Source organism: Mesorhizobium sp. WSM3866 (assembly GCF_002294795.1).
In the GTDB taxonomy this organism is placed as follows: Bacteria; Pseudomonadota; Alphaproteobacteria; order Rhizobiales; family Rhizobiaceae; genus Mesorhizobium.
In genome coordinates, this window is record NZ_NSGC01000015.1 from 42910 (window position 1) to 68059 (window position 25150).

Sequence of the window (25150 nt, forward strand, 5' to 3'; positions counted from 1 at the left end):
GCGATTTAGGCTGGCATAAACCGGCCAAATGCGACAAGGGTAGCGCGCTCCGGCACAAAGGCCGTGCCTCGGACGGATTGGACATGCATCGCGTCATCATCAGCGGCATCGGCGCCGAAATCCCCGAGCCTGTCATCACCAATGAAGAGCTGGTCGAAAGCTTCAACAGCTGGGTCGACACCGAGAATGCGCGCCGCGCCGTCACAGGCGAGACGCTGCTGCAGAAGTCGGACAGCGACTTCATCGTCCATGCGTCGGGCGTGCAGACCCGCCATGTGATCGAACGCGAAGGCATCCTCGATCCAACCCGCATGGCGCCGCGCATTCCGGCCCGGCCGGACGACGCGCTGTCGCTGCAGGCGGAGTTCGGCATCGCTTCGGCCAAAAAGGCCATCGCCCATGCCGGCGTGGAAGGCTCGGACATCGATCTGGTGATCTGCTCGGCCTCGCATCATCAGCGGCCTTATCCGGCGATCGCCATCGAGATGCAGCAGGCCCTGGGCACCAATGGCGCCGGCTTCGACATGGGGCTCGGCTGCTCTTCCGCCGCGGCGGCGCTGCACATCGCGGTCAACCTGGTCAGGGCAGGGGCGCACAAGCGCATCCTGGTGTCGACGCCCGAAATCATCACCGGCCATCTCAACTTCCGCGACCGGCAGACGCATTTCATCTTCGGCGACGCCTCGGTCGCCATGATCGTCGAAGGGCTCGACCAGGGCGAGAAGCGGCCGGGACGCTTCGAGGTGCTCGACACGCGCACTTGGACGCAAATGTCGAACAACATCCGCACCAATCTCGGCTACCACACCCGCACTGCCCAGGACGATCCCTACCAGATCAAACTCGAGGGCAATCTGATCAAGCAGGTCGGCAACAAGGTGTTCAAGGAAGTCACGGTCGCGGGCCACAAATTCATCGTCGAGTTCCTGGCCGAGCATGGTCTGGCGCCGCAAGGCATCCGCCGCTTCTGGCTGCATCAGGCCAATGCGCGCATGAATGCGATGATCCTGAAACTCGCCTTCGGCCATGATGTCGACCATGACCGCGCGCCGATGGTGCTGGAGCGGCTCGGCAACACGGCGGGCGCCGGCGCCATCGTGGCACTGTCCGAAAATCATGCGGACATGAAGGCCGGCGATTTCGGCCTGCTCTGCGCCTTCGGCGCAGGCTATTCGATCGGCGGCGCGCTGCTGAGGATGTTGTAAACCGGCTCAGGCGGGAACGAACGGCACCAGCATCGGCACGCGCCTGGCATAGTCGTCATAGGCGGGGCCGAGCTCGCCGCGCAGGAAGCTCTCTTCCAGCCTGGCCTTGACGACGATGCCGACGAGCAGCAGGGCAGCGCCGGCAACACCCCAGACAGTGCCCTTGGCTGCCATGGTGGCGAGGATCGACACCAGCAGGCCGGTGTAGATCGGGTGGCGGACCAGCCGATAGGGACCGCTGTCGACCACGCGGTGATCGGCTTTGGCGGTGACGGTGCCCGACCACAGCCGACCGAGATGCAAGCGCGCCCACCAGGCGAAAGCGATGCCGATCGCGATCAGGGCGACGCAGATCCAGCCCTCGGCAAGCGTCGGCGTCCACAGCCGCAATCGGCCGACATGGCCGTGCGCCGGCGCGAACAGCAGAAAGGTGCCGGCCAGCCAGAGAACCCGGTAACGGGCCTCAGCCTTGAAGTCCGCGCGCTTTTGCGCTGGATCGGCCCACGCGGCGGCCAGCACCCAAGACACCACCCAGGCCAACCAGAGCGCGGCGATCGCATGTTGAACCTGCATGATCTGAACCCTCTCAAGTTCGCGCCGCCATTTAGGCCGCCGGCGCGGCGGCAATGCGGCGGAATGTGAAAGCGTGCGGCATCTTCAGGTAAGAAAGTCGTGATCGCCATCAAGCGCTGTGATCGGATCATCAGCGCTTTCGACTGGACCGAGTAGCCGAGCGTCTCTAGACCAACGCTATGCAGGAAACGAACCTAGAGCTTTTTCCGTCGGCGGAGCCGACGGCCGACATCGTCGCCGGCCGCAAGCTGACAGCATTGGCAGCGGCACTCTATGCCGCGCAGTCCGATCATTTCGAGACAAGGCCCGTGGACGAATTGCGCCTTGGCTTCGACGGGATCGAGGGTGACTTCCATGCCGGCGCGACGCGGCGCTCCGGCGGGCGCGAGCCCTGGTACCCGCGCGGCACCGAAATGCGCAACGAGCGGCAATTGTCGCTCGTCGCCGCGGATGAGCTCGCCATCGTCGCCCACCGCATGGGCCTCGAGGAGATCAAGGCGGAATGGATCGGCGCCAACCTGATGATCGAAGGCCTGCCGCATCTTTCGATGCTGCCGGCGGGGTCGCTGTTGTTCTTCAAGGGCGGCGTGACGATCAAGATCGACGGCCAGAACAAGCCCTGCCGGGTCGCCGGGCAATCGATCGCCGAACATGTCAACGCGGCGGATCGCGACGCGACGGCCTTGCTGTTTCCGAAGACGGCGAAGAGGCTGCGCGGTCTGGTCGCCTGGGTCGAAAAACCCGGCATCATCAGGACCGGCGAAGAGATTTCGGTGCGGGTGCCGGAGCAGTGGATCTATCGCGCGTGATCGGGCTTCGGCTTTGGATATCGCCGGTTCAAGTCTCGCTCTGAGTGAACTGTTGGAGTGGCTTTGGTTGTCATCCGTAGCGCACTGCGCTCGACCAGGCCGGATCCTCGTGCTTTTGCCAGTAGAGGCGCATCAGACGCTCAGTGATCGCCCCGACCTTGCCATCGGCAACCGGAGCACCGTCGATCATCGTGACGGGCATGATGCCGCCGGCCGTCGAGGTGATGAAGACTTCGTCGGCTGACTTGAGCGCGGCCACGCTGACATCCGCGGCAACCGTGGGCAGTCCCGCCTCGGCGCACAGGTCAAACACGGTGCGGCGCGTTATGCCGGGCAGCACGCCGACGGCGGGCGTGGTCAATTTGCCTGCCCTGACACAGAACACGTTGAAGCCTGGACCTTCGGCGAGGTTGCCGTTGAAGTCGAGGACCAGCGCGGTGTCGGCGCCGCGGTCATAAGCGTCGTAGAGCCCGCGCACCAGGTCCAGCCAATGGTAGTTCTTGATCGAGGGATCGATCGAGGCAGGTGGGATACGGACTTTGTCGCTGATCGCGACGTGGAGGCCGCTTCGCAATTGTTCGGCATTGGCGACCGAGCCGAAGGGGACGGCGAAAGCCATGAACCGGTTGATCGCCTGACGCGGATCGCGGCTGAAGGTCGGCGAGGCGCCGCGCGTGCACAGCATCTCGACATAGGCGGCGCGATGGCCGGACAGCGCGACGCAATTGTGCAGGATTTCGGCAACGCCGTCGCGGCCGAACGGGATGGTCATGCGAAGCTTTTCCAGCCCGCCGAAGAAACGGTCGAGATGCAGATCGAGACGGAAAAAGCGGCCGTCCCAGACATGGACCGTGTCGCAAGTGGCGTCGGAATGCAGAAAGCCCCAGTCCAGCACCGACACCTTTGCCTGCGACATCGGCAGATATTGTCCATCGAGGTAAGCGACGCCGTTGGGATAGGCATGCGGATCGAGATGACGCTCTGACAGAATGGGTAGTGGCGCGGCAGGCGCGGGGGCGGCTTGGCTCATTTCGCTCCATCTTCGTCGTTGTGGAAAGGCAGGTTAGCGTCCAGCTTCGAATGAAGTAAGAGCCAGGCCAACGGCGCTGTCTAGCCTAGCCTGTGCTTTACTCGTCCTCGTCATCCTCTTCCAGCAGCCGCGTCGCGCGCCAGCGGGTCAGCACCTCATTGGTCTCGTCGATGACAAAGAAGCGTGCCGAGTCGCGGTCATAGCCTTCGGCCAGCAGTTTGTCATAGTCGGTATGGGTGTGGCGGACATGCGCGATGGTTGCCAGCCACACCGCGATCGTCGGCGGCAAGCTCTTCATATGCACGGCTCCGGCATCGGCGCGGATTTTTTCCATGTCGGAATAGGGGGCGAGCGGCAAGAGCGCGGTGAGCGCCTTGGCAATCGCGCGGCGGCGGCCGGTCGGCGCGCTCATTTCTCCTCGCGTCCGGCAATGGCCGCCTCAGGGAAGGCATCGGTCGACGCATAGTAGGGCTTGATGTCGACGACCGGCGTGCCGTCGAGCACGTCGATGGCGTCGATCTCGATCCGGCCTTCCTCGATATCGAGCGCGACGAGCTTGGCGATGTGCAGGCCGACAGGGTTCGGCCGGGCAGGGGAGCGCAGCGAGAAAACGCCTTTCGGTTCAGCCGCATGGCGCGGCTTCTGCACAATCAGATTCCGTGGGGCATGATCGAGCCAGGACAGGATGACGATGTGGCTGGCGCGATCGAGGTTCTGCAGCCCCCGGCGGTAGGGCTTGTCGATCAGGATGGCCGCAGTCCGACCGGTCTCGCGGGCGGCGCGCATGTTCTTGGGACAATCCTCGCGGCTCGTCCAAGGCGAGGCGATCCGGCCGATGAAGACGACATGGCCGTCCGGCGGCAGATTGGCCGGGTCGTTTTCCAGGAGCGTCTCGTCCTCGCGTCTCTCGAACATCGTTCAATCAATCGGCGGACGCATGGCCTGCAATGCGCGGACCATGGCTGCGCCATTTTCTTGTCCGAGAGCGACATAACGCTTGCCAGGGTTTTAAATTCGACATAAACATATCTTTATATCTTTCAGCGAGAACCTTTCATGCATGTCACGCTCGACACGATGGTAGATACATTGAAGGCGGCTGCCGAATCCAGCCGCCTGCGCATTCTGGTGCTGCTGTCGCGCGGCGATCTCACGGTCTCCGACCTTACCGAAATCCTTGGCCAGTCGCAGCCGCGCGTCTCACGGCATCTGAAGCTACTGCTCGATGCCGGGCTGATCGGCCGCTACCAGGAAGGGTCCTGGGCCTTTTTCAGGCTGTCGGACACAGACAGCTCGCGCGATTTCGTTCAGCGGCTCGTCTCGGGCGTGCGCGAGGCCGATCCGCAGGTGGTGCGCGACCTGGAGCGGCTGGCCGCTGTCAAGCGCAAGCGGCAGGACCGGGCCGCGGAGTATTTTTCGGAGAACGCCGCCAGCTGGGATCGCATCCGCTCGCTGCATGTGCCGGATCGCGCGGTGGAAGCGGCATTGCTCAAGCTTGTCGGCAAACGGCCGTTCCAGTCGATGCTCGACCTCGGAACCGGAACGGGCAGGCTGCTGGAGATCTTCGCGCCGCTCTACCGGCGCGGCGTCGGCATCGACATGTCGCGCGAGATGCTAACCGTGGCGCGCGCTAATCTCGACAAAGCCGGCGTCGCCAATGCGCAGGTGCGCCAGGGCGACATCTTTTCGCCGCCGGTCGAGCGCAACGCCTTCGATCTCGTCACCATCCACCAGGTGCTGCACTATCTCGACGATCCGGCCCGCGCCATCGGCGAGGCCGCGAGGCTGCTGCGTCCGTCCGGCAGGCTGGTGATCGTCGATTTCGCGCCTCATAATCTGGAGTTCCTGCGCGACCAGCACGCGCATATGCGGCTCGGCTTTTCCGACCGGCAGATCGCCGACTGGTTCGAGGAGGCAGGGCTTGACCTCGAAGAGAGCCAGGAGTTCGAGCCGCGCGGCCAGGCCGAGGCGAGACTCACCGTCAAGCTCTGGTTGGGTCGCGATCGCCGCCTGCTGATCGCCGATCCGTCCAACGACACACTTCCAGCAAGGGAAACAGCCTGATGAACCAGTTCCGCTTTTCCCGCCGCCCCGACATTGGCGACAAGGTCCGGGTTTCGTTCGAGTTCTTCCCGCCCAAAACGGATGAGATGGAAGCAAGGCTCTGGGACACCGTCACAAGGCTCGAGCCGCTCAAGCCGCGCTTCGTCTCGGTGACCTACGGTGCCGGCGGCTCGACCCGAGAGCGCACGGCGCGCACCGTGAAGCGCATCCTCAATGAGACGACGCTGACCCCGGCGGCGCATATGACCTGCGTCGACGCGGCCCGCTATGAGGTCGACGCCGTCATCCAGGAATTCGCCGACTTTGGCGTCACCCGTTTCGTCGCCTTGCGCGGCGATCCGGCAGCAGGCGTGGGCACCGCCTATCGTCCGCATCCCGATGGTTATGCGAACGGCGCCGAACTGGTCGGGGCGCTGAAGAGCGTCGGCGATTTCGACATCTCGGTCTCGGCCTATCCGGAAAAGCATCCGGAAAGCCCGGACTTCGCCACCGACATCGACATGCTGAAGCGCAAGGTCGACAATGGCGCGACGCGGGCGATCACCCAGTTCTTCTTCGACAACGACCTCTACGAGCGCTATGTCGAGCGCGCGCGCCGCGCCGGCATCTACATCCCGATCGTGCCGGGTATCCTGCCGGTGCACAACTTCACCCAGGTCGCCAATTTTTCCTCCCGCTGCGGCGCGCTGGTGCCGGCCTGGCTGGCCGAGCGCTTCGAAGGGCTGGAGAACGATCCGCAAACGCATGCACTGGTGGCCTCAGCGGTCGCGGCGGAGCAGGTCCATGATCTGGTCGAGCGCGGCGTCGGCGATTTCCATTTCTACACGATGAACCGTGCCGATCTGGTCTTCGCCGTCTGCCACATGATCGGCATCCGCTCGCATGAGGCGGAGGCGGCCGGCTCGGCCGCGGCCTGATCAAACTCGCCGAAAAGTGTGCAGCGGTTTTGCGAAACGACATGCATTCAAAACAATGATTGAAACGGAAAAGGCCGGGCGGAACCCGGCCTTTTCGAATCGGTTGGACTCATCCTCGGTGCTGGTCTTCCCGGCTTCGGCGGGTCAGGGAAGAACGCCCATGATAAGGGCGCCGATGAATGCAAACGCAGCACAAATCATCAATGCGTTGATTGGCCTCGTCAGTCCCATGCCATAGCCTCCTCTTAAGAGCTATGGCCGGAATCTAGAGTCATTTGGGTCACAGGCAAGCGGAAAATGTGCTGCATTGCGACGTGATTGTGGAATTTGCGACCTCGAATTTGCCGTTAGCCATTGAAACTCTTCGGCAAAAATCGATCCAAGAGTTTGTGAATATATTATGGCGAAGCCGTGGCATGGCACCGCTACCATCGGCCGAACAGGCGCCCGTCAATGGTGATCAGACCGACTCCGATCAGCGCCATGCCGCCCATTTCGAAGAGCTGCAGCCGCTCGCCCAGAAACAGGAATCCGAGCAGCACGGCACTCACCGGTACGATCAAAGTGACCAGCGAGGCGTTGGTGGCGCCGGCCGAGGCCACGAGGTTGAAATAGAGGATGTAGGCAAAGGCTGTGGAGAGCAGGGCCAGCCCGAGCACCGCGGCCCAGACTGGCGGCGAGACCGAAAACAGTCCGGTCGGGCCGTAGGCAATCAGCACGACGGGGATCATGATGATGGTCGATGCGGTCAGTTGCCCGGTGGCGATGACCGGCGCTGGCACCCCCTTGAACCGGCGCGCGATCATCAGGGCAATCGCGTAGGACACCGAGGCGCCGATCAGCGCGAACTTGGCCCAGGCCGGCTCGCCGAGGCCAGCAGCCAAACCAGGACCGATCATGACAGCTGTTCCTGCAACGCCGAGCGAGATGCCGGCCAGCTTGTTCCAGGACAGTTTTTCGTCAGCGGTGAGCGCATTGGCGAGGAGCAGCGTCCAAAATGGCGTCGTGGCATTGAGCACAGAGGCAATACCGGCGCCGAGCTCGGTCTGGCCGGCGAAGATCAGCGAAAACGGAATGACATTGTTGGCCAACGCCAGCAGGAAGAACAGGCCGGCGTGGGGAAAGGCGAGACGGAAGGACGGGCCGCGGATCGCCAGATAGAGCTGAAGCGCGGCCGCCGCGATGGCGACGCGAAACAGCACCAGCGCCAAAGGATGGATCTCCGCCACGGCAATGCGGGCAAAGAAGAAGGAGCCGCCCCAGATCGCGCCGAGCAGCAGGAGCTGCGCCCAATCTCTGAGCGTCATCGGTCCGCGTGTCGGCGCGGCGCCAGCCGCCATCGTCATGTCGTCACCCCTCCCATGCCGATCGCTCCCTCAATCCGCCGAACCAGCTCCAACCGATATACGGTTCGGTGGCAAGGGCCACCCGAAACCTGCCCAATGGTTTAGCGTGGCGCAAAAGGGTGCGGCCGCTCGCAGGCGAAGGCGAGACACAGAACTGTTTTCTTTGGCGGCTAGCTAGGATTAATTGTGCGCGCCGAGATCAAGGATTCGTCCATGCAGCGATTCGAAAATGCCCGCGAGGCGGCACTGGCGCTTCGTCCGGACGATCCGGTCTATTGCTTCCGCCCGCAGGTGCTTAAGGCCGATGCTTTGCAGTTCATGGGCATGTTCCCGGGCAAGACCGCCTATGCGGTCAAGACCAATGGCGAGCAGATCGTGCTGAAGACGCTGGTCGAGGCCGGCGTGAGCGCCTTCGACGTCGCCTCGCCCGGCGAGTTCGCCGCTGTGCGGGGGGTCTCGCCCGAGGCCGAAATGCTCTACATGCATCCGATCAAGGCGCAGTCGGACATCAAGCTGGCGTTGGAGAAATACGGCATCCGCGTGATTTCGCTCGATCATGAGGACGAGGTCACCAAGCTGACGCGCGTGGTGCGTGCGCTCGACATCGATCCCGGCGCTCTCACCGTCTTCGTGCGCATCCAGACCAAGGGCCACGCGGCCTATGAGCTGTCCAAGAAATTCGGCGCCGGTCCCGCCAATGCGGTGGAGCTTGCCGAGCGGCTCAACCGTACCGGCTACAAGGTCGGGCTGTGTTTCCATGTCGGCAGCCAGATCGAGGACCCCGACACCTACGAGCGCGCGCTGGCCTCTGCCGACTGGGTGCGCAACCGGCTGACCTTCGACATTGCCGGGCTCGACGTGGGCGGCGGCTTTCCGGCCGAGTACGGCCACGATCCCAACCGCAAACACATCGAGATGCCGTCGCTCGGCCAGCTCATGTCGCGGCTGGCCGGCGACCTCAAGGAATACCGGTTCGACGAGATGCCGCTGGTCGCCGAACCCGGCCGCGTGATCGTGGCGCGCTGCCTGTCGCTGATCGTGCGCGTGCTCTTGCGCAAGGGCAAAAGGCTCTACATCAATGACGGCATCTGGGCGTCGCTCTCGGATTCATGGACCGGCAAGATCACGCTGCCGGCGCGCTTCATTCCCGATCCGGCGATCCGCACGCGCAATGGCAGCGACAAGACGGTCGTGCCGTTCAAGGTCTGCGGCGCAACGTGCGATTCCGTCGACATATTGTCGAGGCCGTTCTGGCTGCCGGAAACGGTCGACACGGGCGACTGGATCGAGATCGGCCACATCGGCGCCTACTCGCTGTCGCTGAGGACGCGATTCAACGGGTTCTATCCCGACACGTTCGTGGAGGTGACGACGCCGTTCGACGAGGGCGACGCGCCGCAAGGTTTCGCGAGCTTGGAGACGATGGCGGATTGAGCTCCCCCTTCTCCCTTGTGGGAGAAGGACAGGGCGCTACAATTTCGCCAGCAATTCCGGCGTCGGCCAACCGTCCACGGCCATGCCCAGGCGCATCTGCTCCTTGCGGATCGCTTCGCGGGTATTCGTGCCGAGGATACCGTCGACCGTGCCGACATCGTAGCCCTTGGCCTCAAGCTTGGTCTGCAGGGCCTTCATCTGGTCACCGTTGAGGCCGGGCTCGGGCGTGCGCGGGTCGAATTGCGGCGCCCCGGCCAGACGGGTCGCCAGCACCGCAGCGGTGAGCGCGTAAGTGAAGGACTGGTTCCATTCCAGATAAACGTCGAAATTGTCGTAGGTCAGGAAGGCTGGACCCTTGCGACCCATGGGCAAGGCGAGCCCGGCCTTCAGGCCGTTGTCGACGAGCGGCGTGCCGTCCGGATTGGTCACGCCCCATTGGGCCCATTGCGACAGCGGCAGCTTGTTGGTGCGGCCGGTCTGGTCCCAAGGCATGTCGTCGGGAACGCGCACCTCCTCGACCCAGGGCTGGTCGCGCTTCCAGCCGCGCGACAGGATTTTGTCGGCCGTGGTCATGATGACGTCCGCCACGCTGTTCCGGAGATCGACCTTGCCGTCGCCGTCGCCGTCGACGCCGCGGGCGAGATAGTCGGTCGGCAGAATCTGCGTCTGGCCGATCTCGCCGGCCCAGGCGCCCTTGACATCGGCCGGCAGCACGCCGCGGTCGATCAAGGTCAGCAACGGCACCAATTGCGGCCGGAACAACTGAGGGCGGCGGCAGTCGTGCGCAAGGGTGACCAGCGCGTCCAGCGTGTGGAAATCGCCCTGCACGGCGCCGAAATCCGTCTCCAGTCCCCAGAACGCTGTGATGACGGCCGGCTGCACGCCGAATTCCTTGTCGGCGCGCGCGAAGACGTCGGCATATTTCTTGAGGTTGGCCGCGCCCTGCTTCAGGCGATAGGCCGAGATCATGCGGTTCGAGAATTGGGTGAAGGTCTGGGCGAACACCCCTTGAGCTCGGTCGCGCGCCAGCACCTTCTCATCGATCGCGGCATTTTCCAGCGCCTCCAGGCCAACGGCGCCGACGCCGGCTGCCTTGGCTTCCGCTGCCACGCCCTGTCTCCACGCTTCGAAATCGCCGCCGCATTCCTGCGCCGCCGCAGGCCAAGCGAAAGCGCCGACCAGCAGCGCCGCCAGGATTTCAACGCGCAATCGCATCGCTTCCCTTACGAGACCGGGGCATGATCACGGCCGGGTGCGGACGCATCATGCGTAGATTTCAAAATTCAGGAGCGCCGTGCGGCACCCCGGTGGGGTGCGCCGCTCCGCATCGCCAGCGGTTGCAACTATCACCGCCCGCCATGTCGAAAGCAGGCAAGGGGGCCGATGTCAACGGGTGTTCTGCCGCAGCCACTTGTTCCAGGCGGCTTCCGAGCCGTTGAAAACATTGATGTCGGACTTGCCGGTCATGCCGGGCACGATGCCGGTTCCGGTGTACTGCCAAAAGGTGAAAGGATGGCTGCCATACTTCTGGCGCGGATGGCCGGCGACCGAGCGCAGCCAGTAAGGATAGCCGCGGAACGTCGCCAGGTTATTGTCATCGAAGAAGTCGAGCGACGTATAGATGATCGGCTTCTTGCCATAATGGCGCTCGACGATCTCGAGAAAGGTGGTCATCTCGCTGCGCACCGTCGCGGGATCAGGGCGCAGTCGGCAGGTCGGCGACTTCGGGTTCCATTCCATGTCGAGCACCGGCGGCATCGCCGAGGGATCTTTCGGAACATTGGCGATGAACCAGCGCGCCTGGGTGGCGGCCGGGGTGCAGAAATAGAAGAAGTGATAGGCCGCGCGCGGGATTCCGACGGCCTTGGTGCGTGCCCAGTGCTCGTTGAAATAATCGTCGAAGCGATCGCCGCCCTCGGTCGCCTTGATGAAGGCGAAGGAGATGCCGCTGGCCTTGGCCGTCGGCCAGTCGACAGAGGTCTGGTATTTTGAGACGTCGGTGCCGTGGACAGCATAATTCCACGGCGCGCCGCTGTCCCACTCATGCGGCTTGGAATCTTCGAAACGGGGCGCGCGCAGGGCGACCGTCTGCGATGACGGCGCCAGCGGCGATAGATCGTCCACGGTCGAGCAGGCGCTCAACAGCGTCAGCATCAGGATGGCCGCAAGACGGCGCATGATATCCCCCGAGCCGGGATCAGCCGGCCGCTGATGGGTCCTTCACTGATGGTGGTCGCTTCCGCGGGCCCCCTCCGGACGGTCGCCCCACAGAACCGCCCAGTCTCTCCGTTCATCGCCGAACATGGTTGATAATCCATTGACGGCGCTCGACATCGACCATGATTTTGGAGAAGCAATGGCGGCAAATCAATGACATAAAGCGAACCGGAAAACCCAAGGGCGGAAAGATGCGGGATGTCGTGAAGTTCATCAAATGGCTGTTCGGCCTCATTGTGCTGGCGGTGATCGCGCTCTTCGCCTGGCTCTACTTTGCGCCGCCCGAACTGATCCGTGTCGGCTCGGGCTATGCGGCCAAGATCGTCTGCTCCAACGTGTTCATCGCCGGCCGCGACCCGAATGAAGTGCTGGCCGTCGACGTGCAGGCGCCGGGCCATCCGCTGCTCAAGCTGATGAAGGTATCCGTCGACAAGGAAAGGGGCCTTGTTTCGGCGGGCCTGCTTTGGACGCTGGGCAAGAGCGTCGCCGTAGAGCGCGACGGGGTCGGCTGCGCGTCGGTTCCGGATGGCGACACCGGCAGGGCGCGGCAGACCTCCGTCCATATAGAGCCTTTGGCGGTGGCCTCGCAGGATGCGCTCTGGCCGGAGGGCGAAAGGGTGGACGCCCTGCAAAACCCCGCCGTCACGAAGATCGTCGACGATGCCGCGATTGTCGGGACAGGCATGCGCGCGGTCGTGGTGGTGAAGAACGGCCGCATCGTCGCGGAACGCTATGGCGAGGGTTTTTCGGCCAAGACGCCGCTGCTCGGCTGGTCGATGACCAAGACGGTGAATGCCGCGATCGTCGGCACGCTGGTCAAGGACGGCAAGATGGCGCTCGACAACAAGGGCCTGTTCTCGCCGTGGAAGGCCGACGGTCGGGCGGCGATCAGTCTTGCCGACATGATGGCGATGTCGAGCGGGCTGGAGTTCAACGAGGACTATGGCGACGTCGCCGACGTGACGCGCATGCTCTATCTCGAGCCGGACATGGCGGGCTTTGCCGAGACCAAGCCGCTCGGCGGCGAGGTGGGCAAGGCATTTTCCTATTCGAGCGGTACGGCCGTCATGCTGTCGCGGCTGTGGCAGGAGGCAATCGGCGACAAGGTGAAGGCGCTGAGCTGGCCGCGCACGGCGCTGTTTGAGCCGCTCGGTATGCACAGCGCGGTGCTCGAAACCGACGAGCGAGGCACTTTCGTCGGCTCGTCCTATCTCTACGCCACGGCGCACGACTGGGCCCGCTTCGGCCAGTTCCTGCTGCAGGGCGGTGTCTGGAACGGCGCGCAGATCCTGCCCGCCGGATTCGTCGACTGGATGCGGCAGCCGGCGCCGGCCTCGAAGGTCTACGGCAACGGCCAGGTGTGGATCGAGGGTCCGGGCGATGAGGAGAATCCGGGCGCGGGCGCTGCCGCCGGCCTGCCCAAGGACACCTACTGGATGGAAGGCCATGACGGCCAGACGGTGGCCATCATTCCGTCGGAGCAATTGGTGGTGGTACGGCTCGGGCTGACACCTGCCAAGCTCGGCTATCGGCCGCAGGCGATGGTGGCCGCGCTGGTGAAAGCTTTACACCAGTAAGGCTCTCTACATCCGAGCTCCGATGACGCCGAGCCAGGCATAGCCGCGATAATGCGTTCTGAAACGGAAGGTTGCGCCGGTCCGTTTCGACTCCGAGTCAAGGACGTCGCGCAGCGAGGCGCGCGGCGTGACATGGAATTTCCGCAGCCAGCCGCGCAGCAAGGCCCGGAACCAGTTTGGCAGACCTTCCTGCTGGCCGAAATCGACGACATGCAGCGAGCCGCCGGGTGCGAGCGCGGCAAGCGCGGCCGACACGGTCTTCTCCCAGCCGGGGATCATCGACAACGAATAGGATATGAAGACACGGTCGAAGCGCTCGATGCCGAAGAGCGCCGCCGGATCGAAATCCGTGGCGTCGCCGCGCGCCAGTTCGACCCTGTCGGAGAGACCTTCGCGAGCGATAGCCGCGTTTGCCGTCTCCAGCATCTCGGCCGAGATATCCAAACCGAAGAAGCGGGCGTCTGGATAGCGCCGGGCGGCAAGAACGATGTTGCGGCCGGTACCGCAGCCGAGCTCGAGCACGGTGCCGCCTTGCGGCACGTCGAGCCCCGCTATCAGCCGGTCGCGGCCGAGCAGGTAGTATTTGCGGGTAATGTCGTAGATATGGCGCTGCCAGCGATAGACGCCATCCATCAGATCGGCATGGCGGACCGGCAGCTCCGTCGTGCTCATGCGGCGCGCTTCACATAGAGATGGAAGCCGCCATAGATCGCCGAGCGATCCCTGGCCGAGAATTCGCGCGAGGCCTCGGCTTCGTAGCGCCACTGGTCGAGCAGGGAACTGGAGACGCGGCCCGGCAGCAGGCTGGGCTCGGCCGCGGTGCGGAAGATCACGCGCGCGCCAACCGAGGCCGTGCGGGTGATCTCGGTCCACAGATCGTTGAGCAGGTCGTCGGTCATCCAGTCCTGGGCATCGAGCAGGACGAAGCGATCGACCGAGCCCGCATCCTTGCCGGCGAGGAATTTGATCAAGTTGGCATGATGGATGGCGACGCGTTCGGTGTTGGCGCGGATCGTCCTGTAGTTGCGCTGTTCCAAATAGGCGGGCAGGGCTGCCTCGCCGGGCTGCGGATAGCGGCGGGCAAAGGCCTGCCAGGCGAAATAGTTGTTCTTCAGCGGGAAAGCGCTGGCGAGCTTCTCCAGCCGCGCCTTCAAGACGCTCGCCATCGAACCGTCGCCGGACGTGATCAGCGAGTCGTACTGTGCCGGCGGGATACCCAGACCGAAAAGCGAGGCCTTGCGCGATGTCGCCCAGCGTAGCAGCTTTTTGTCGAAGACCGGCGCCAGCTCCTCGTTAAAGAAACGGCGCTGCTCGCCGATGTTCTCGGCCTTCATGATGCCGGCCGGATCGACACCAAACAGTTTTGCCACACGATGGCCCATGGCGATGAAGAGGCCAAGCAGGCCGGTCTGGTAGAAGTTGCGGTCGAAAACAGCGATGCGGCGGCGGCCGCGCCAGTTCCTGCGCTCCCAGTAGTGACGGCTGACCGGGTCGAGATGCGGCGCGATGAAGCGGTCGTAAGCTTTCGAGTTGTGGCTGGTGTCGGCTGCGCCGAAGAAACGGAACAGATCGCCTTGCGAGGGCAGATGGCGCACCGCCTCCAGCTTCATGCGGTTCAACGCGATGTGCGCGGCGTTGAGGTCGACGGCGTCGATCCGGGCCGGCGAACGGGTGAGGTAAGCCAGAATGTTGCAGCCGCCCGATGCGATTGTGACGACGCGGTGGCCGGCGCCAAGCTGCATGGCGTCTATGTCGATCTCCGGGTCTTCCCAGATCTGGGGATAGACGAGGCCGGAAAACAGGAAGGCGAAAAGCCGCTCGGAAATGCCGTCCTTCGACAGGGCGCGGTTCTGGTAGACGGCTTTTCCAACCTCCTTGCCGCGTCGAAAAAGGAGTTCTCCCGATACATCCGACATGGCAAGCTGATTCCCCGTTTGCATTGCGCAAGCGGGTAGCGCAGCGTTGTGACAGGCGGGTGACAGGCTGCTGACGCTGAGTCTTAGGCCTTGCCGAATCCGCCGGGCGTCGGCGTGACGACGATGACGGCCTCGCCGGCGTCGAGCGTGGTCTGGTCGCAGGCCTTCAGCACCTCGATCGAGCCGTCGTTGCGTCTGACCTTGGTCGAGCCGGCCTCGCCGTCGCCGCCGCCGTTCAGACCCTGCGGCGGGCGGTTGCGGTGTGAGGAGAGGATGGCGCATTCCATTTTTTCGAGGAAGCGGATCGTGCGTTTAGTGCCGTTGCCGGCGTTCCATTTGCCCTTGCCGCCGGAACCGTCGCGGATGTGGAAGTCTTCCAGCACGACCGGGAAGCGCAGTTCCAGCACTTCGGGATCGGTAAGTCGCGAATTGGTCATATGCGTGTGGACGCCGGAGGTGCCGGCAAAGCCGCGGCCCGAATTCATTTGGCCGGCCGGCGAGCCGGAGCAGATCGTCTCATAATATTGGTATTGCCGGTTGCCGAAGGTGAGATTGTTCATTGTGCCTTGCGCGTTGGCCATCGCGCCCATGGCGCCGAACAGCGCGTTGGTGACATGCTGCGAGGTCTCGACATTGCCGGCGACGACGGCGGCAGGGTAGGAGGGTTTGAGCATGCAACCGTCGGGGATGACGATGTTGATCGGCCTGAGACATCCGGCGTTCATCGGGATCATGTCCTCGACCATGACGCGGAAGACATAGAGCACAGCGGCTCGCGCCACCGGCTCCGGCGCATTGAAATTGTTCTTCATGACCTTCGAGGTGCCGGTGAAATCGACCATCGCGTCGCGCCTTTGCCGATCGACGGTGATCTTCACTTTGATCACCTGGCCGGTGTCGGTGGCATACTCGTAGTCGGAACTGTCGGGCAGCCTTTCCAGCACGCGGCGCACGCTCTCGGCGGCATTGTCCTGAACATGGCCCATATAAGCCTCGACGACAGCGAGGCCAAAATGCGCGACCATCTTGCGCAACTCCGCCACGCCCTTTTCGTTGGCGGCGATCTGCGCCTTGAGGTCGGCGATGTTCTGGGCGGGATTGCGGGCAGGATAGGGATGGTCGGTGAGGAGCGCCTCGAGCTCCTCCTCGCGGAAGCGGCCGCGATCGACGATGCGGAAATTGTCGAACAGCACGCCTTCCTCGTCGACGGTGGTGGCCAAAGGCGTCATCGAGCCGGGCGCCGTGCCGCCGACATCGGCATGGTGGCCGCGCGAGGCCGCCCAGAAGAGGATTTCCTTGCGTGCGTCGTCGAACACCGGCGTCACCACGGTGATGTCGGGCAGATGCGTGCCGCCATTGTAGGGCGCGTTGAGCGCAAAAACGTCGCCGGGATGGATATCGCCCGAATTCAGGCGGATGACGGTTTCGACGGAGCGGTCCATGGACCCCAGATGCACCGGCATGTGCGGCGCGTTGGCGACCAGCGCGCCATGGCGGTCGAACACGGCGCAGGAAAAGTCCAGTCGCTCCTTGATGTTGACGGAATAGGCGGTGTTCTGCAGCGTGACGCCCATCTGCTCGGCGATCGACATGAAAAGGTTGTTGAAGACCTCGAGCATCACCGGATCGGCTTTGGTGCCGAGCGCCGCCTGTCGGGCCTTTTTCTCTATACGCCGCAGCAGCACATGGTTCCTGGCCGTGATCTCGGCCTGCCAGCCCGGCTCGACGACGATGGTCTGGTTCGGCTCGATGACGAGCGCGGGGCCGGCCACCTTGTGACCAGGCTTCAAATCCTCGCGACGGAAGATGCCGGCATCGCGCCAGGCGCCGTCGGCGAAGAATTGCCGGGACTGCCAGGGGCTTCCCACCTGGTCTTCGAGCCCTGATTCACTTTCGTCGCGGCTGGCGGTCCCGACATCGCTGCCTTCGACGCCGACTGCCTCGACGATCATCGGCTTGTCTTCGTAGACGAAGCCGAATTGCGCTTGATGGGCGGCCTCGAAATCGCTCCTGGCGCGAAAAATCGAGCCGTGCTCGAAGTTGACCGGCAAAGTTGTGTCGGTGCCGTCATAACGGATCTGCAGGACCGGCTTTGAGGCGATGGCGTCTTGCGCAATGCCTTGCACTGCAAGCTCGGCGATGACGCCCTGGTGCAAGGTCGCAATCAGGTCCTCGATCGAGGAGCGGGACTCTTCGGCGAGCGGCTTCAGCAACGCCTGCTGGCGCGAGGCGAAAACCGTCGACAGCCCGATGCCGTAAGCCGAAAGCAAGCCGGAGAAGGGGTGGATAAGCACCGCTTCCATGCCGAGCGCATCGGCGACGAGGCAGGCATGCTGGCCGCCGGCGCCACCGAAACAGTTCAAGAGATATTCAGTGACATCGTAACCGCGCTGCACCGAAATCTTCTTGATGGCGTTGGCCATGTTCTCGACGGCGATGGTGACGAAACCCTCGGCCACCGCTTCGGGCGAGCGTCCATCGCCGATCTCGGCGGCTAAAGCCGCGAATTTTTCGCGCACGGCGGCGACGTCGAGCGGCTGGTCTTGACCGGGGCCGAAGATCGCCGGGAAGACGTCGGGCTGCAGCTTACCGAGCATGACATTGGCGTCGGTGACGGCGAGCGGGCCGCCGCGTCGATAAGCGGCCGGGCCGGGATTGGCGCCGGCGGAGTCCGGGCCGACGCGGAAGCGACCGGCCTCGTAATGCAGGATCGAGCCACCGCCGGCCGCGACCGTATGAATACGCATCATCGGCGCGCGGATGCGAACGCCGGCGACTTCAGTGTCGAAGGCGCGCTCGTATTCGCCGTCATAATGGGCGACGTCGGTCGAGGTGCCGCCCATGTCGAAGCCGACGACCTTGTCGAAGCCGGCGAGCTTCGCCGTCTCGACCATGCCGACGACGCCGCCGGCCGGGCCGGAAAGCAGCGCATCCTTGCCCTGGAACATGTCGGCGGCGGTCAACCCGCCCGATGACATCATGAACATCAGCCGCGGGCCGGCGCCCAATTCTCCCGCCACCCTTTGCACGTAGCGTGACAGGATCGGCGACAGATAGGCGTCAACCACCGTGGTGTCGCCACGACCGACCAGCTTGATGAGCGGCGAGACCTCGTGGCTGACCGATATCTGGCTGAAGCCGATCTTGCGACAGACTTTCGCGACTGCCTTTTCATGGTCGGGATATTTCCAGGCGTGCATCAAGACGATGGCTACCGCGTCGATGCCGTCGGCCTTGGCCTGCTCGATGGCCGGGCGGCAGGCGGCGATGTCGAGCAGGCGCTCGACGGACCCGTCCACGCGCACGCGCTCGTCGATCTCTACCACCCGCTCATAGAGCTGTTCGGGCAGGATGATCTCCTTGGCGAAAATATCCGGCCGCGCCTGATAGGCGATGCGCAGCGCGTCGCGAAAACCCCTGGTGATGAGCAGCAGCACGCGGTCGCCCTTGCGCTCCAGCAGCGCGTTGGTAGCGACAGTGGTGCCCATTTTTATGTCGCCGATGCGCTCCGCGGGGATGGCGGCGCCGGTTTTCAGTCCAAGCAGTTCGCGGATGCCCTGGATAGCGGCATCGGCATAGGCCTCAGGGTTCTCCGACAAAAGCTTGCGGGGATGCAGTCGGCCTTGCGGATCGCGGCCGATGATGTCGGTGAAGGTCCCGCCCCGGTCGATCCAGAAATCCCATTTGTTGTTGGCTGCGGCGTCCTGCATGCTGCTTATCCGTTACCTGCGACAACCCGTTCTGTTAGTTCGCCGTTTTGGCCCCGGCAACCATGCGCTTGGTGTTACACATGGAAACGCAACGTTACGAAACCCAGGTCAGATTTCTGCATTTCCTCTGCGACGTTCACCGAAACGTGAGCGTTTGCTGAAGGAGAGATACCATGAAGAAGCTTATTCTGGCGTCTGTTTCGGCGCTCGCCCTGCTGGGGGTCGCGGCTTGCAGCGACAGCAGCACCGACAACACCACCACGCAGAGCACCAACCCGCCGGCCAACGAACAGCCAATGAAGCCGGCTACCCCTGACCCTTCGAAGCCTGCTGAACCGGCTCCGGCAACACCTCCTGCTGCGCCCGCGCAGTAGAAGTTCATCCACTGAAATCAGGAAGGCCGGTCCCTGTGCCGGCCTTCCTTTTGGCGGGACTGTCCCCAAAGTCGATCGACCTGCGGCATCGTCCCGGCTTGATAGCGGTGCCCGGTTCGCACTAAGAAGCCGCATGTCGATTTGGGACCGCCTCGGCGACTTCATCGCTCGTGTTTCGTCGTCGGCGTCCTCGGGCGTCGGCGATGTCGTCGAGGCCGTGCGGACCATGTACTCGGGCGACCCGGATCTACGCCGGCGCGTGGCCTTCTCGGTGGCGATGATCGCGCTTTCGGCCAAGATGGCGAAGGCCGACGGCATCGTCACCCAGGACGAGGTGCGCGCCTTCCAGGAAATCTTTGAGGTGCCGCCGAGCGAAACGCGCAATGTGGCGCGCCTCTATGACCTCGCCAAGCGCGATGTTGCCGGATTTGAAATCTACGCCCAGCGCATGTCGCAGCTTTGCGGTTCCGGTCATGCGAATTGCAAGATGCTGGAAGACATACTCGACGGGCTGTTCCACATCGCCAAGGCGGATGGCCTGGTTCACGAGAGGGAAGGGCAATTCCTGCATCGCATCGCCGAGATTTTTCAGATCGATGAGGCGCATTACCAGGCGATCCTGGCGCGCCACGTCAATCTGGGCGCCGCCGATCCCTATGTGGTTCTCGGCGTCGAACGCGGGAAGCCATTCGAGGAGGTCAGGAAGCGTTATCGCAAGCTGATCTCCGACAACCATCCCGACCGGCTGATCGCGCGCGGCCTGCCGCAGGAATTCATCAAGATCGCCACGACAAGGGTCGCTGCGATCAATGCCGCCTATGAGATGATCGAACGGGGCCTCAGGCACGTATGAGCGGTTTCTTGCCCGACCAGCCGGGTGCCGAGGTCAGGCTATCGCCGAATTTCGGTCCGCGACGCGAGACACTCAGGCCCGACATGATCGTGCTGCACTATACCGGCATGCCGACGGGGCCCGGGGCCGAGGCCTGGCTGTGCGATCCGGCAAGCGAGGTATCCTCGCACTATCTTGTGCATGAGGACGGCCGCATCGTGCAAATGGTGCGCGAAAGCGACCGCGCCTGGCATGCCGGCAAGAGTTCATGGTTCGGGTGCACCGACATCAACTCCTGCTCTGTCGGCATCGAGATAGTCAACCCCGGGCATTCGCTGGGCTACAAAACCTTCCCGAAGCGGCAGGTCAAGGCCGTGATCGATTTATGCGCGGGGATCGCGGGCCGGCATTCCATTCCACCGCAGAGGGTGCTTGCGCATTCCGATGTGGCGCCGGGACGCAAGGTCGACCCGGGCGAGAAGTTTCCCTGGAAGGCGCTCTTTGCCGCCGGTGTCGGCCATCTGGTTCCCGCGGCTCCGATCAGGACGGGCGCGGCGCTGAGGGCGGGCGACGCAGGTGCTGACGTGGAAGCCCTGCAATCGATGCTGGCGCTGTACGGCTACAGCGCCGAGATATCGGGTGTCTTCGACCGCCAGACGGAAATCGTGGTGGCGGCGTTTCAGCGGCATTTTCGACGGCGGCTCGTCGACGGCGTGGCGGACGGTTCGACGATCAGCACGCTCCAAAGGCTGCTGGCTGCGGTAAAGGCAGCCTCTTCCAAATAGCCGGTCAAGCTGACTAAATTACAATTTGTCATACAAAGTGAATTGCCTCGCCTTTATTGGCGCCAATTCGGTCTCCAAACGCATCTCCCGCAAGTTGTCGGGCATCTATCCCTTCAAGATGCTCCGGTGTTGGATTGGCCTCGCCGCGTGAAATTCTTCGCGCGGTTCTAACAGAACAGGAATACATGCAAAGATTGACCGTTGTAGCGGCAGCCGTTGCTGCCGGAGTGATGACTTTTGCCTTCAGCCCAGCGAACAGCGCCCCCCTGAGCCTCCGGGCGGCGGACAATGGGTTTGCTGCGACCGCCTCAAAGCCCAAGGCTGCGCCAAGCGCCAAGACTTCGACGACCAAGAGAGCTGCCCCGGCGAAGGTGCAGAAAGCCGCCGCAGCGCGGTCCGCGAAATCAAGAGTCAAACGCTACGCAAAGCGCAGCAGGCAAACCATCGACCTGACCGCGACAGCTTCCATCCGTCCTGAAAAGCCCGCCTTGTCTTCTTCGGCAACTGGCGACGGCCAATATTCGGCGATCATCGCCCGCTATGCGGCAAGCTACGGCGTGCCGGTGTCGCTGGCCAAGGCCGTCATCACGATCGAGAGCAACTTCCGGCCCAACATGGTCGGCGGCGCCGGCGAGATCGGCCTGATGCAGATCAAGCCGGCGACGGCCCGGATGATGGGCTATACCGGTTCGGTCAAGGGACTGTTCGATCCCGACACCAACATCAAATACGGCATGAAGTACCTCGCCATGGCGCAGGGGCTAGGTGGCGGCACCACCTGCGGTACCATCCTCAAATACAATGCCGGCCATGGGGCGACGCGGATGAATCCGATTTCGGCCGCCTATTGCAGCAAGGTGAAGGTGCAGATGGCAGCGCTCGGTTCGCCTGTCTAAGCGGGACAGTTGCCTTTTTTGTTGCGTTTTCAGGCGCGAATCCCTTTATACGCCCTTGTCAGCTGGCCGGGCGGCCGCGCCCGCAAGAGCCGAAAGGCTGCGGGTGAGGAAAGTCCGGGCTCCATGGAGACACGGTGCCGGCTAACGGCCGGCGGGGGAGACCCCAGGGAAAGTGCCACAGAAAGCAAACCGCCGCGGCATTTGCCGCGGCAAGGGTGAAAGGGTGGGGTAAGAGCCCACCGCGCGACTGGCAACAGAAGCGGCACGGCAAACCCCACCGGGAGCAAGACCGAATAGGGGCGGTGCGAAGGGAAACCTTCGAGGGCTGTTTCCGGCCCACCGCCCGGGTAGGTTGCGTGAGGCGCATGGCGACATGCGCCCAAGATGAATGGCCGCCACGTTCCCGCGCCGCAAGGCGTGGGGGCCATACAGAACCCGGCTTACAGGCCAGCTGGCATTTTCCTCTACAGCGCTCCGAGCCGCTCAGCCGCCAAGCCGTCCAAAGACGCCTCGATCGCCTGCCAGAGCTCTTCCACCGGCTCGCAGCCGACGGCCAGCCGCACGAAGCCGGGCGGCACGGCATCGCCGCGCTTCGATCGCCGCTCGGCCGATGTATGGACGCCACCAAACGAGGTCGCCGATTCAATCAGCGCGCAGTTGTTGATGAAATCCTCGGCCTTCTCTTCCGAAGCCAGTTCGAACGAGATGAGAAAGCCGAAGCGCTCCATCTGGGCACGCGCCAGATTGTGCGAGGGGTCGCTCTCAAGGCCTGGAAAGCGCAAGCCGCTCACGGCGCGATGCCCCTTGAGCCGGCGGGCGATCGTTTCCGCCGAGGAGCACATGCGATCGTACCGCACCTCAAGTGTTTCAAGGCCGCGATGCACGAGCCAGGCCTCGAACGGCCCGGGAATGCCGCCGGCGGTTTCTCGCCAGTCCCTGACCTTGGCGATAATATCCGGATCGCGGCTGGCGACATGGCCGAACAGCACATCCGAGTGACCGTTGATCGCCTTGGTGTCGGCCGAGACCACGATGTCGGCGCCAAGGTCGAGCGGGCGCTGGCCGAAGGGCGTCATCGTCGTGTTGTCGACGATGAGGAGCGCACCTTGTTCGTGGGCGGTCTTGGCGACGGCGGCGATGTCGCAGATATCCAGCCTTGGGTTCGAGGGGGTTTCGACGAAGACCAGCCGGTAGCCGGCGAAGCCGCCGTCGAGCATGCTCGATGTCGGCCTCACGTCATAGGCGATGCCGAGCGGTTTCAGAAAACGCTCCGCCAGAGCCCGCGTCGTGTGGTAGCCGTCCGAGGGCAAGAGGATGCGGTCGCCAGATTTGACCAGCGCAAAGAACGTTGCCGAAATCGCCGCCATGCCCGACGGAAAGGCGACGCACTGCGCATCTTCGAGATGACCAAGCGCATGCTCGACCGCGTGCCATGTCGGATTGCTGAAGCGGCCGTATTGATCGAAGCCCGTCGCGTCGCCCGGCGAATGAAAGATCGAGGCCATTGTCAGCGGCAAAGGGATGGGATCGCCCTTGGCTAAATCGCCGCTGCGCAGATGGGCAAGTGTCGCGGCGCGTGGCTTCGCGGTTTCGGACATTGGGCGCATTCCTTCGCTGAACTGACGTCCGAACGCTAGGCGTGGCGGCCCCTCGCGGCAAGCCGCGTCCTTTTGGGCCAGAGCCTTCTAAACGCTTCGTTAGGCTTAATGGACGATAAAGACGAGACGTGCCGCGAGCCTGCGCTTTCAGGTTGTGGCATGCGTGTTTGTGATGCCTCTTCCCGTTGACGCCCACATTACCCCATGATATCCCATTCCCATCAAGCTTTCGTTCCGCGTCAGGGTGAAGCGTACGCCAATCGGGCAGTCGCGGCGGCTGCGCGTTTGCCGGTTTTCGCCTTGGTGAATGAAGCGATTTGTCGCGAGGCGATGCGCGGCGGCGCGGAGAAAAACATGGGCAGGGGTGCGGCGGCGACAGCGGCTGTAAGGCGTAGTGGACCGATTTCTGTCAAACGCAGTAAACAGGATCGATGCGAAGGGGCGGGTATCCGTTCCGGCGCATTTCCGTTCGGTCGTGCAGAAACGTGGCTATGCGGAACTCTATGCGCTACGCTGCCTCGACCTTCCGGCGATGGACGTCGGCGGGCTCGATCTGCTCGACCGCTACGAGCAGCGGATCGCGCTGGAAGATCCCTTCCTGCAGACGGCGGACGATATGTCCTTCTTCTGCCATGGCGACGGGACGTTCCTGAAACTCGACCAGGACGGCCGCATCACGATGACCGATTTCATCCGCGAGCACACGGGCATCTCGAACGAGGTGGCCTTTGTCGGCCGCGGCAATTTCTTCCAGATCTGGGAGCCGGGCCGGCTTGCCGCCTATGGGGCGCAGGCTCGAGCCAGGCTTTTGCAGCTTCGGCAGGGGACGAAGCCCGGGGAGCGACCGGAATGATGACTGGCCACGGCGATGATCCTCACGCCGTTGGCGGACTGGTCCGTCACATTCCGGTCCTCCTTGCCGAAGTGCTGGAGGCGCTTGAACCCAAGGCGGGCGAGACGATCGTCGACGGCACGTTCGGCTCCGGCGGATACACCACCGCCATCCTCGAGCGCGGCGCCTCGGTCGTGGCCATCGACCGTGATCCGGATGCGATCGCCGCGGGCAAGGCTCTGGAACAGCAGGCCGGCGGCAGGCTGAAGCTCGTTCAGGAGCCGTTCTCGACCCTGGACAAGCATGTCGAAAGCGCCGACGGCGTCGTGCTCGACATCGGCGTCTCGTCGATGCAGCTCGACCAGGCCGGGCGCGGCTTTTCCTTTCGCGCCGACGGACCGCTCGACATGCGCATGGCGCAGGCTGGCCTGAGCGCCGCCGACGTCGTGAACACCTTCAAGGCGGGCGACCTTGCCCGCATCTTCGGCTTTCTCGGCGAAGAGCGGCATGCCGGCCGCATCGCCCGCATGATCGAGGCCCGGCGCGAGAAGCGGCCCTTCGAGCGCACGCTCGATCTTGCCGACGCCATCGCCACCCATGTCGGCCGCGCGCCGAAGGACAAGATCCATCCCGCCACCCGCGTCTTTCAGGCGCTGCGCATCTTCGTCAATGACGAGCTCGGCGAGTTGGCGAGCGCGCTGTTCGCCGCCGAGCGGGTGCTGAAGCCGGGCGGCAGGCTCGCCGTCGTGACCTTTCATTCGCTGGAGGATCGCATCGTCAAGCGCTTCATCGCCGATCGCGCCGATGCGGCCAGCGGATCGCGTCATATGCCGGACGCGCCGGCGCGGCTGGCGACCTTCCGCAAATCCGGCGGCGGGGTGACGCCGGGAGAGGCCGAGATCGCCGGCAATCCGCGGGCGCGCTCGGCGAGGCTGCGCGCGGCAATCCGCACCGGCGCGCCTGCGCGCGCCGGCGACTTTTCGATTTTCGGCCTTCCAAAGCTTCCCGCCGTCGAGCGGCCGGGGGAGAGGTAAG

At 63.8% G+C, this 25150-nt stretch carries 24 protein-coding genes and 1 other RNA gene; 13 read left to right on the top strand and 12 right to left on the bottom strand.

Going from position 1 to position 25150, the window contains the following annotated elements; genetic code table 11:
• Positions 1-83: 83 nt before the first annotated feature.
• Positions 84-1205 carry a beta-ketoacyl-ACP synthase III gene (locus CK222_RS26425; protein WP_095802401.1) on the top strand — a complete coding sequence of 374 codons (1122 nt, stop codon included), beginning with the start codon at positions 84-86 and terminating at the stop codon, positions 1203-1205.
• A gap of 6 nt (positions 1206-1211) precedes the next feature.
• On the opposite strand, the gene CK222_RS26430 is transcribed toward CK222_RS26425, so the two are convergent.
• Entirely contained in the window at positions 1212-1778 is a 567-nt protein-coding gene (locus CK222_RS26430) for an isoprenylcysteine carboxylmethyltransferase family protein (RefSeq protein WP_095802402.1), read from the bottom strand.
• Positions 1779-1957: 179 nt separating this feature from the next.
• On the opposite strand from CK222_RS26430, the gene CK222_RS26435 reads away from it, so the two are divergent.
• A complete protein-coding gene (locus CK222_RS26435; protein WP_095802403.1) occupies positions 1958-2587 on the top strand; it encodes an MOSC domain-containing protein in 630 nt (209 codons plus the stop codon).
• A 70-nt stretch (positions 2588-2657) separates the two neighbouring features.
• On the opposite strand, the gene CK222_RS26440 is transcribed toward CK222_RS26435, so the two are convergent.
• From CK222_RS26440 to tsaA, 3 genes are all read right to left on the bottom strand, one after another.
• A complete protein-coding gene (locus CK222_RS26440) occupies positions 2658-3617 on the bottom strand; it encodes a D-amino acid aminotransferase (protein WP_095802404.1) in 960 nt (319 codons plus the stop codon).
• Between the two features lie 97 nt (positions 3618-3714).
• Entirely contained in the window at positions 3715-4029 is a 315-nt protein-coding gene (locus CK222_RS26445) for a DUF2293 domain-containing protein (protein WP_066990672.1), read from the bottom strand.
• Positions 4026-4532, bottom strand: a complete 507-nt coding sequence (gene tsaA / locus CK222_RS26450) for a tRNA (N6-threonylcarbamoyladenosine(37)-N6)-methyltransferase TrmO (RefSeq protein WP_095802405.1) — start codon at positions 4530-4532, stop codon at positions 4026-4028. The genes CK222_RS26445 and tsaA overlap by 4 nt, the downstream gene beginning before the upstream one ends.
• Before the next feature lie 141 nt (positions 4533-4673).
• On the opposite strand from tsaA, the gene CK222_RS26455 reads away from it, so the two are divergent.
• Both CK222_RS26455 and metF read left to right on the top strand, forming a co-directional pair.
• The gene (locus CK222_RS26455; protein WP_067328997.1) at positions 4674-5681 is read left to right on the top strand and encodes a metalloregulator ArsR/SmtB family transcription factor; all 1008 of its coding nucleotides are present in this window, start codon (positions 4674-4676) and stop codon (positions 5679-5681) included.
• Positions 5681-6598, top strand: coding sequence for a methylenetetrahydrofolate reductase [NAD(P)H] (gene metF, locus CK222_RS26460; protein WP_067328999.1), 918 nt, complete (start codon positions 5681-5683; stop codon positions 6596-6598). Before CK222_RS26455 ends, metF begins: the two co-directional genes overlap by 1 nt.
• A 425-nt stretch (positions 6599-7023) precedes the next feature.
• Here the strand turns inward: metF and CK222_RS26465 are convergent, their stop codons facing one another.
• Positions 7024-7944, bottom strand: coding sequence for a DMT family transporter (locus CK222_RS26465; protein ID WP_095802406.1), 921 nt, complete (start codon positions 7942-7944; stop codon positions 7024-7026).
• Positions 7945-8157: 213 nt separating this feature from the next.
• On the opposite strand from CK222_RS26465, the gene CK222_RS26470 reads away from it, so the two are divergent.
• Complete coding sequence (locus tag CK222_RS26470) at positions 8158-9378, top strand: alanine racemase (protein WP_095802435.1); 1221 nt, start codon at positions 8158-8160, stop codon at positions 9376-9378.
• A gap of 36 nt (positions 9379-9414) precedes the next feature.
• Here the strand turns inward: CK222_RS26470 and CK222_RS26475 are convergent, their stop codons facing one another.
• Positions 9415-10593: a lytic murein transglycosylase gene (locus CK222_RS26475; protein WP_095802407.1), complete on the bottom strand. Its 1179-nt coding sequence runs from the start codon at positions 10591-10593 to the stop codon at positions 9415-9417.
• A gap of 171 nt (positions 10594-10764) precedes the next feature.
• On the bottom strand, positions 10765-11556 hold the full coding sequence (locus CK222_RS26480; RefSeq protein WP_095779058.1) for a GH25 family lysozyme: 792 nt from the start codon (positions 11554-11556) through the stop codon (positions 10765-10767).
• 230 nt (positions 11557-11786) lie between these two features.
• On the opposite strand from CK222_RS26480, the gene CK222_RS26485 reads away from it, so the two are divergent.
• On the top strand, positions 11787-13172 hold the full coding sequence (locus CK222_RS26485) for a serine hydrolase (RefSeq protein WP_095802436.1): 1386 nt from the start codon (positions 11787-11789) through the stop codon (positions 13170-13172).
• Positions 13173-13178: 6 nt separating this feature from the next.
• Here CK222_RS26485 and CK222_RS26490 read toward each other — a convergent pair whose 3' ends face one another.
• The 3 genes from CK222_RS26490 to CK222_RS26500 all read right to left on the bottom strand — a co-directional run bounded on the left by CK222_RS26490 (position 13179) and on the right by CK222_RS26500 (position 18798).
• Entirely contained in the window at positions 13179-13844 is a 666-nt protein-coding gene (locus CK222_RS26490) for a class I SAM-dependent methyltransferase (protein ID WP_095802408.1), read from the bottom strand.
• The gene (locus CK222_RS26495) at positions 13841-15088 is read right to left on the bottom strand and encodes a DUF3419 family protein (protein ID WP_176477744.1); all 1248 of its coding nucleotides are present in this window, start codon (positions 15086-15088) and stop codon (positions 13841-13843) included. Before CK222_RS26495 ends, CK222_RS26490 begins: the two co-directional genes overlap by 4 nt.
• Positions 15089-15171: 83 nt before the next feature.
• On the bottom strand, positions 15172-18798 hold the full coding sequence (locus CK222_RS26500; RefSeq protein WP_095802410.1) for a hydantoinase B/oxoprolinase family protein: 3627 nt from the start codon (positions 18796-18798) through the stop codon (positions 15172-15174).
• A 173-nt stretch (positions 18799-18971) separates the two neighbouring features.
• Here CK222_RS26500 and CK222_RS26505 point away from each other — a divergent pair, with 173 nt between their 5' ends.
• The 3 genes from CK222_RS26505 to CK222_RS26515 all read left to right on the top strand — a co-directional run bounded on the left by CK222_RS26505 (position 18972) and on the right by CK222_RS26515 (position 20789).
• Positions 18972-19172 (top strand): hypothetical protein, encoded by a 201-nt coding sequence (locus CK222_RS26505; RefSeq protein ID WP_082954075.1) that lies wholly within the window; start codon positions 18972-18974, stop codon positions 19170-19172.
• A 133-nt stretch (positions 19173-19305) separates the two neighbouring features.
• On the top strand, positions 19306-20025 hold the full coding sequence (locus CK222_RS26510; protein ID WP_067329023.1) for a DnaJ family molecular chaperone: 720 nt from the start codon (positions 19306-19308) through the stop codon (positions 20023-20025).
• Entirely contained in the window at positions 20022-20789 is a 768-nt protein-coding gene (locus CK222_RS26515) for an N-acetylmuramoyl-L-alanine amidase (protein WP_095779053.1), read from the top strand. Before CK222_RS26510 ends, CK222_RS26515 begins: the two co-directional genes overlap by 4 nt.
• 28 nt (positions 20790-20817) lie before the next feature.
• Here CK222_RS26515 and CK222_RS33100 read toward each other — a convergent pair whose 3' ends face one another.
• Positions 20818-21141 (bottom strand): hypothetical protein, encoded by a 324-nt coding sequence (locus CK222_RS33100; RefSeq protein WP_245433283.1) that lies wholly within the window; start codon positions 21139-21141, stop codon positions 20818-20820.
• Here CK222_RS33100 and CK222_RS26520 point away from each other — a divergent pair.
• Both CK222_RS26520 and rnpB read left to right on the top strand, forming a co-directional pair.
• The gene (locus CK222_RS26520; protein ID WP_245322407.1) at positions 21056-21685 is read left to right on the top strand and encodes a transglycosylase SLT domain-containing protein; all 630 of its coding nucleotides are present in this window, start codon (positions 21056-21058) and stop codon (positions 21683-21685) included. The two genes, CK222_RS33100 and CK222_RS26520, sit on opposite strands and share 86 nt — an antisense overlap.
• Before the next feature lie 58 nt (positions 21686-21743).
• Positions 21744-22144: RNase P RNA component class A (gene rnpB / locus CK222_RS26525), an RNA gene on the top strand.
• A 5-nt stretch (positions 22145-22149) separates the two neighbouring features.
• Here the strand turns inward: rnpB and CK222_RS26530 are convergent.
• Positions 22150-23283, bottom strand: coding sequence for a cystathionine gamma-lyase (locus CK222_RS26530; RefSeq protein WP_095802412.1), 1134 nt, complete (start codon positions 23281-23283; stop codon positions 22150-22152).
• Positions 23284-23677: 394 nt separating this feature from the next.
• On the opposite strand from CK222_RS26530, the gene mraZ reads away from it, so the two are divergent.
• Both mraZ and rsmH read left to right on the top strand, forming a co-directional pair.
• On the top strand, positions 23678-24136 hold the full coding sequence (gene mraZ / locus CK222_RS26535) for a division/cell wall cluster transcriptional repressor MraZ (protein ID WP_095783823.1): 459 nt from the start codon (positions 23678-23680) through the stop codon (positions 24134-24136).
• Positions 24133-25149, top strand: a complete 1017-nt coding sequence (gene rsmH / locus CK222_RS26540) for a 16S rRNA (cytosine(1402)-N(4))-methyltransferase RsmH (RefSeq protein ID WP_095802413.1) — start codon at positions 24133-24135, stop codon at positions 25147-25149. Before mraZ ends, rsmH begins: the two co-directional genes overlap by 4 nt.
• The last annotated feature ends 1 nt before the right edge of the window (position 25150 follow it).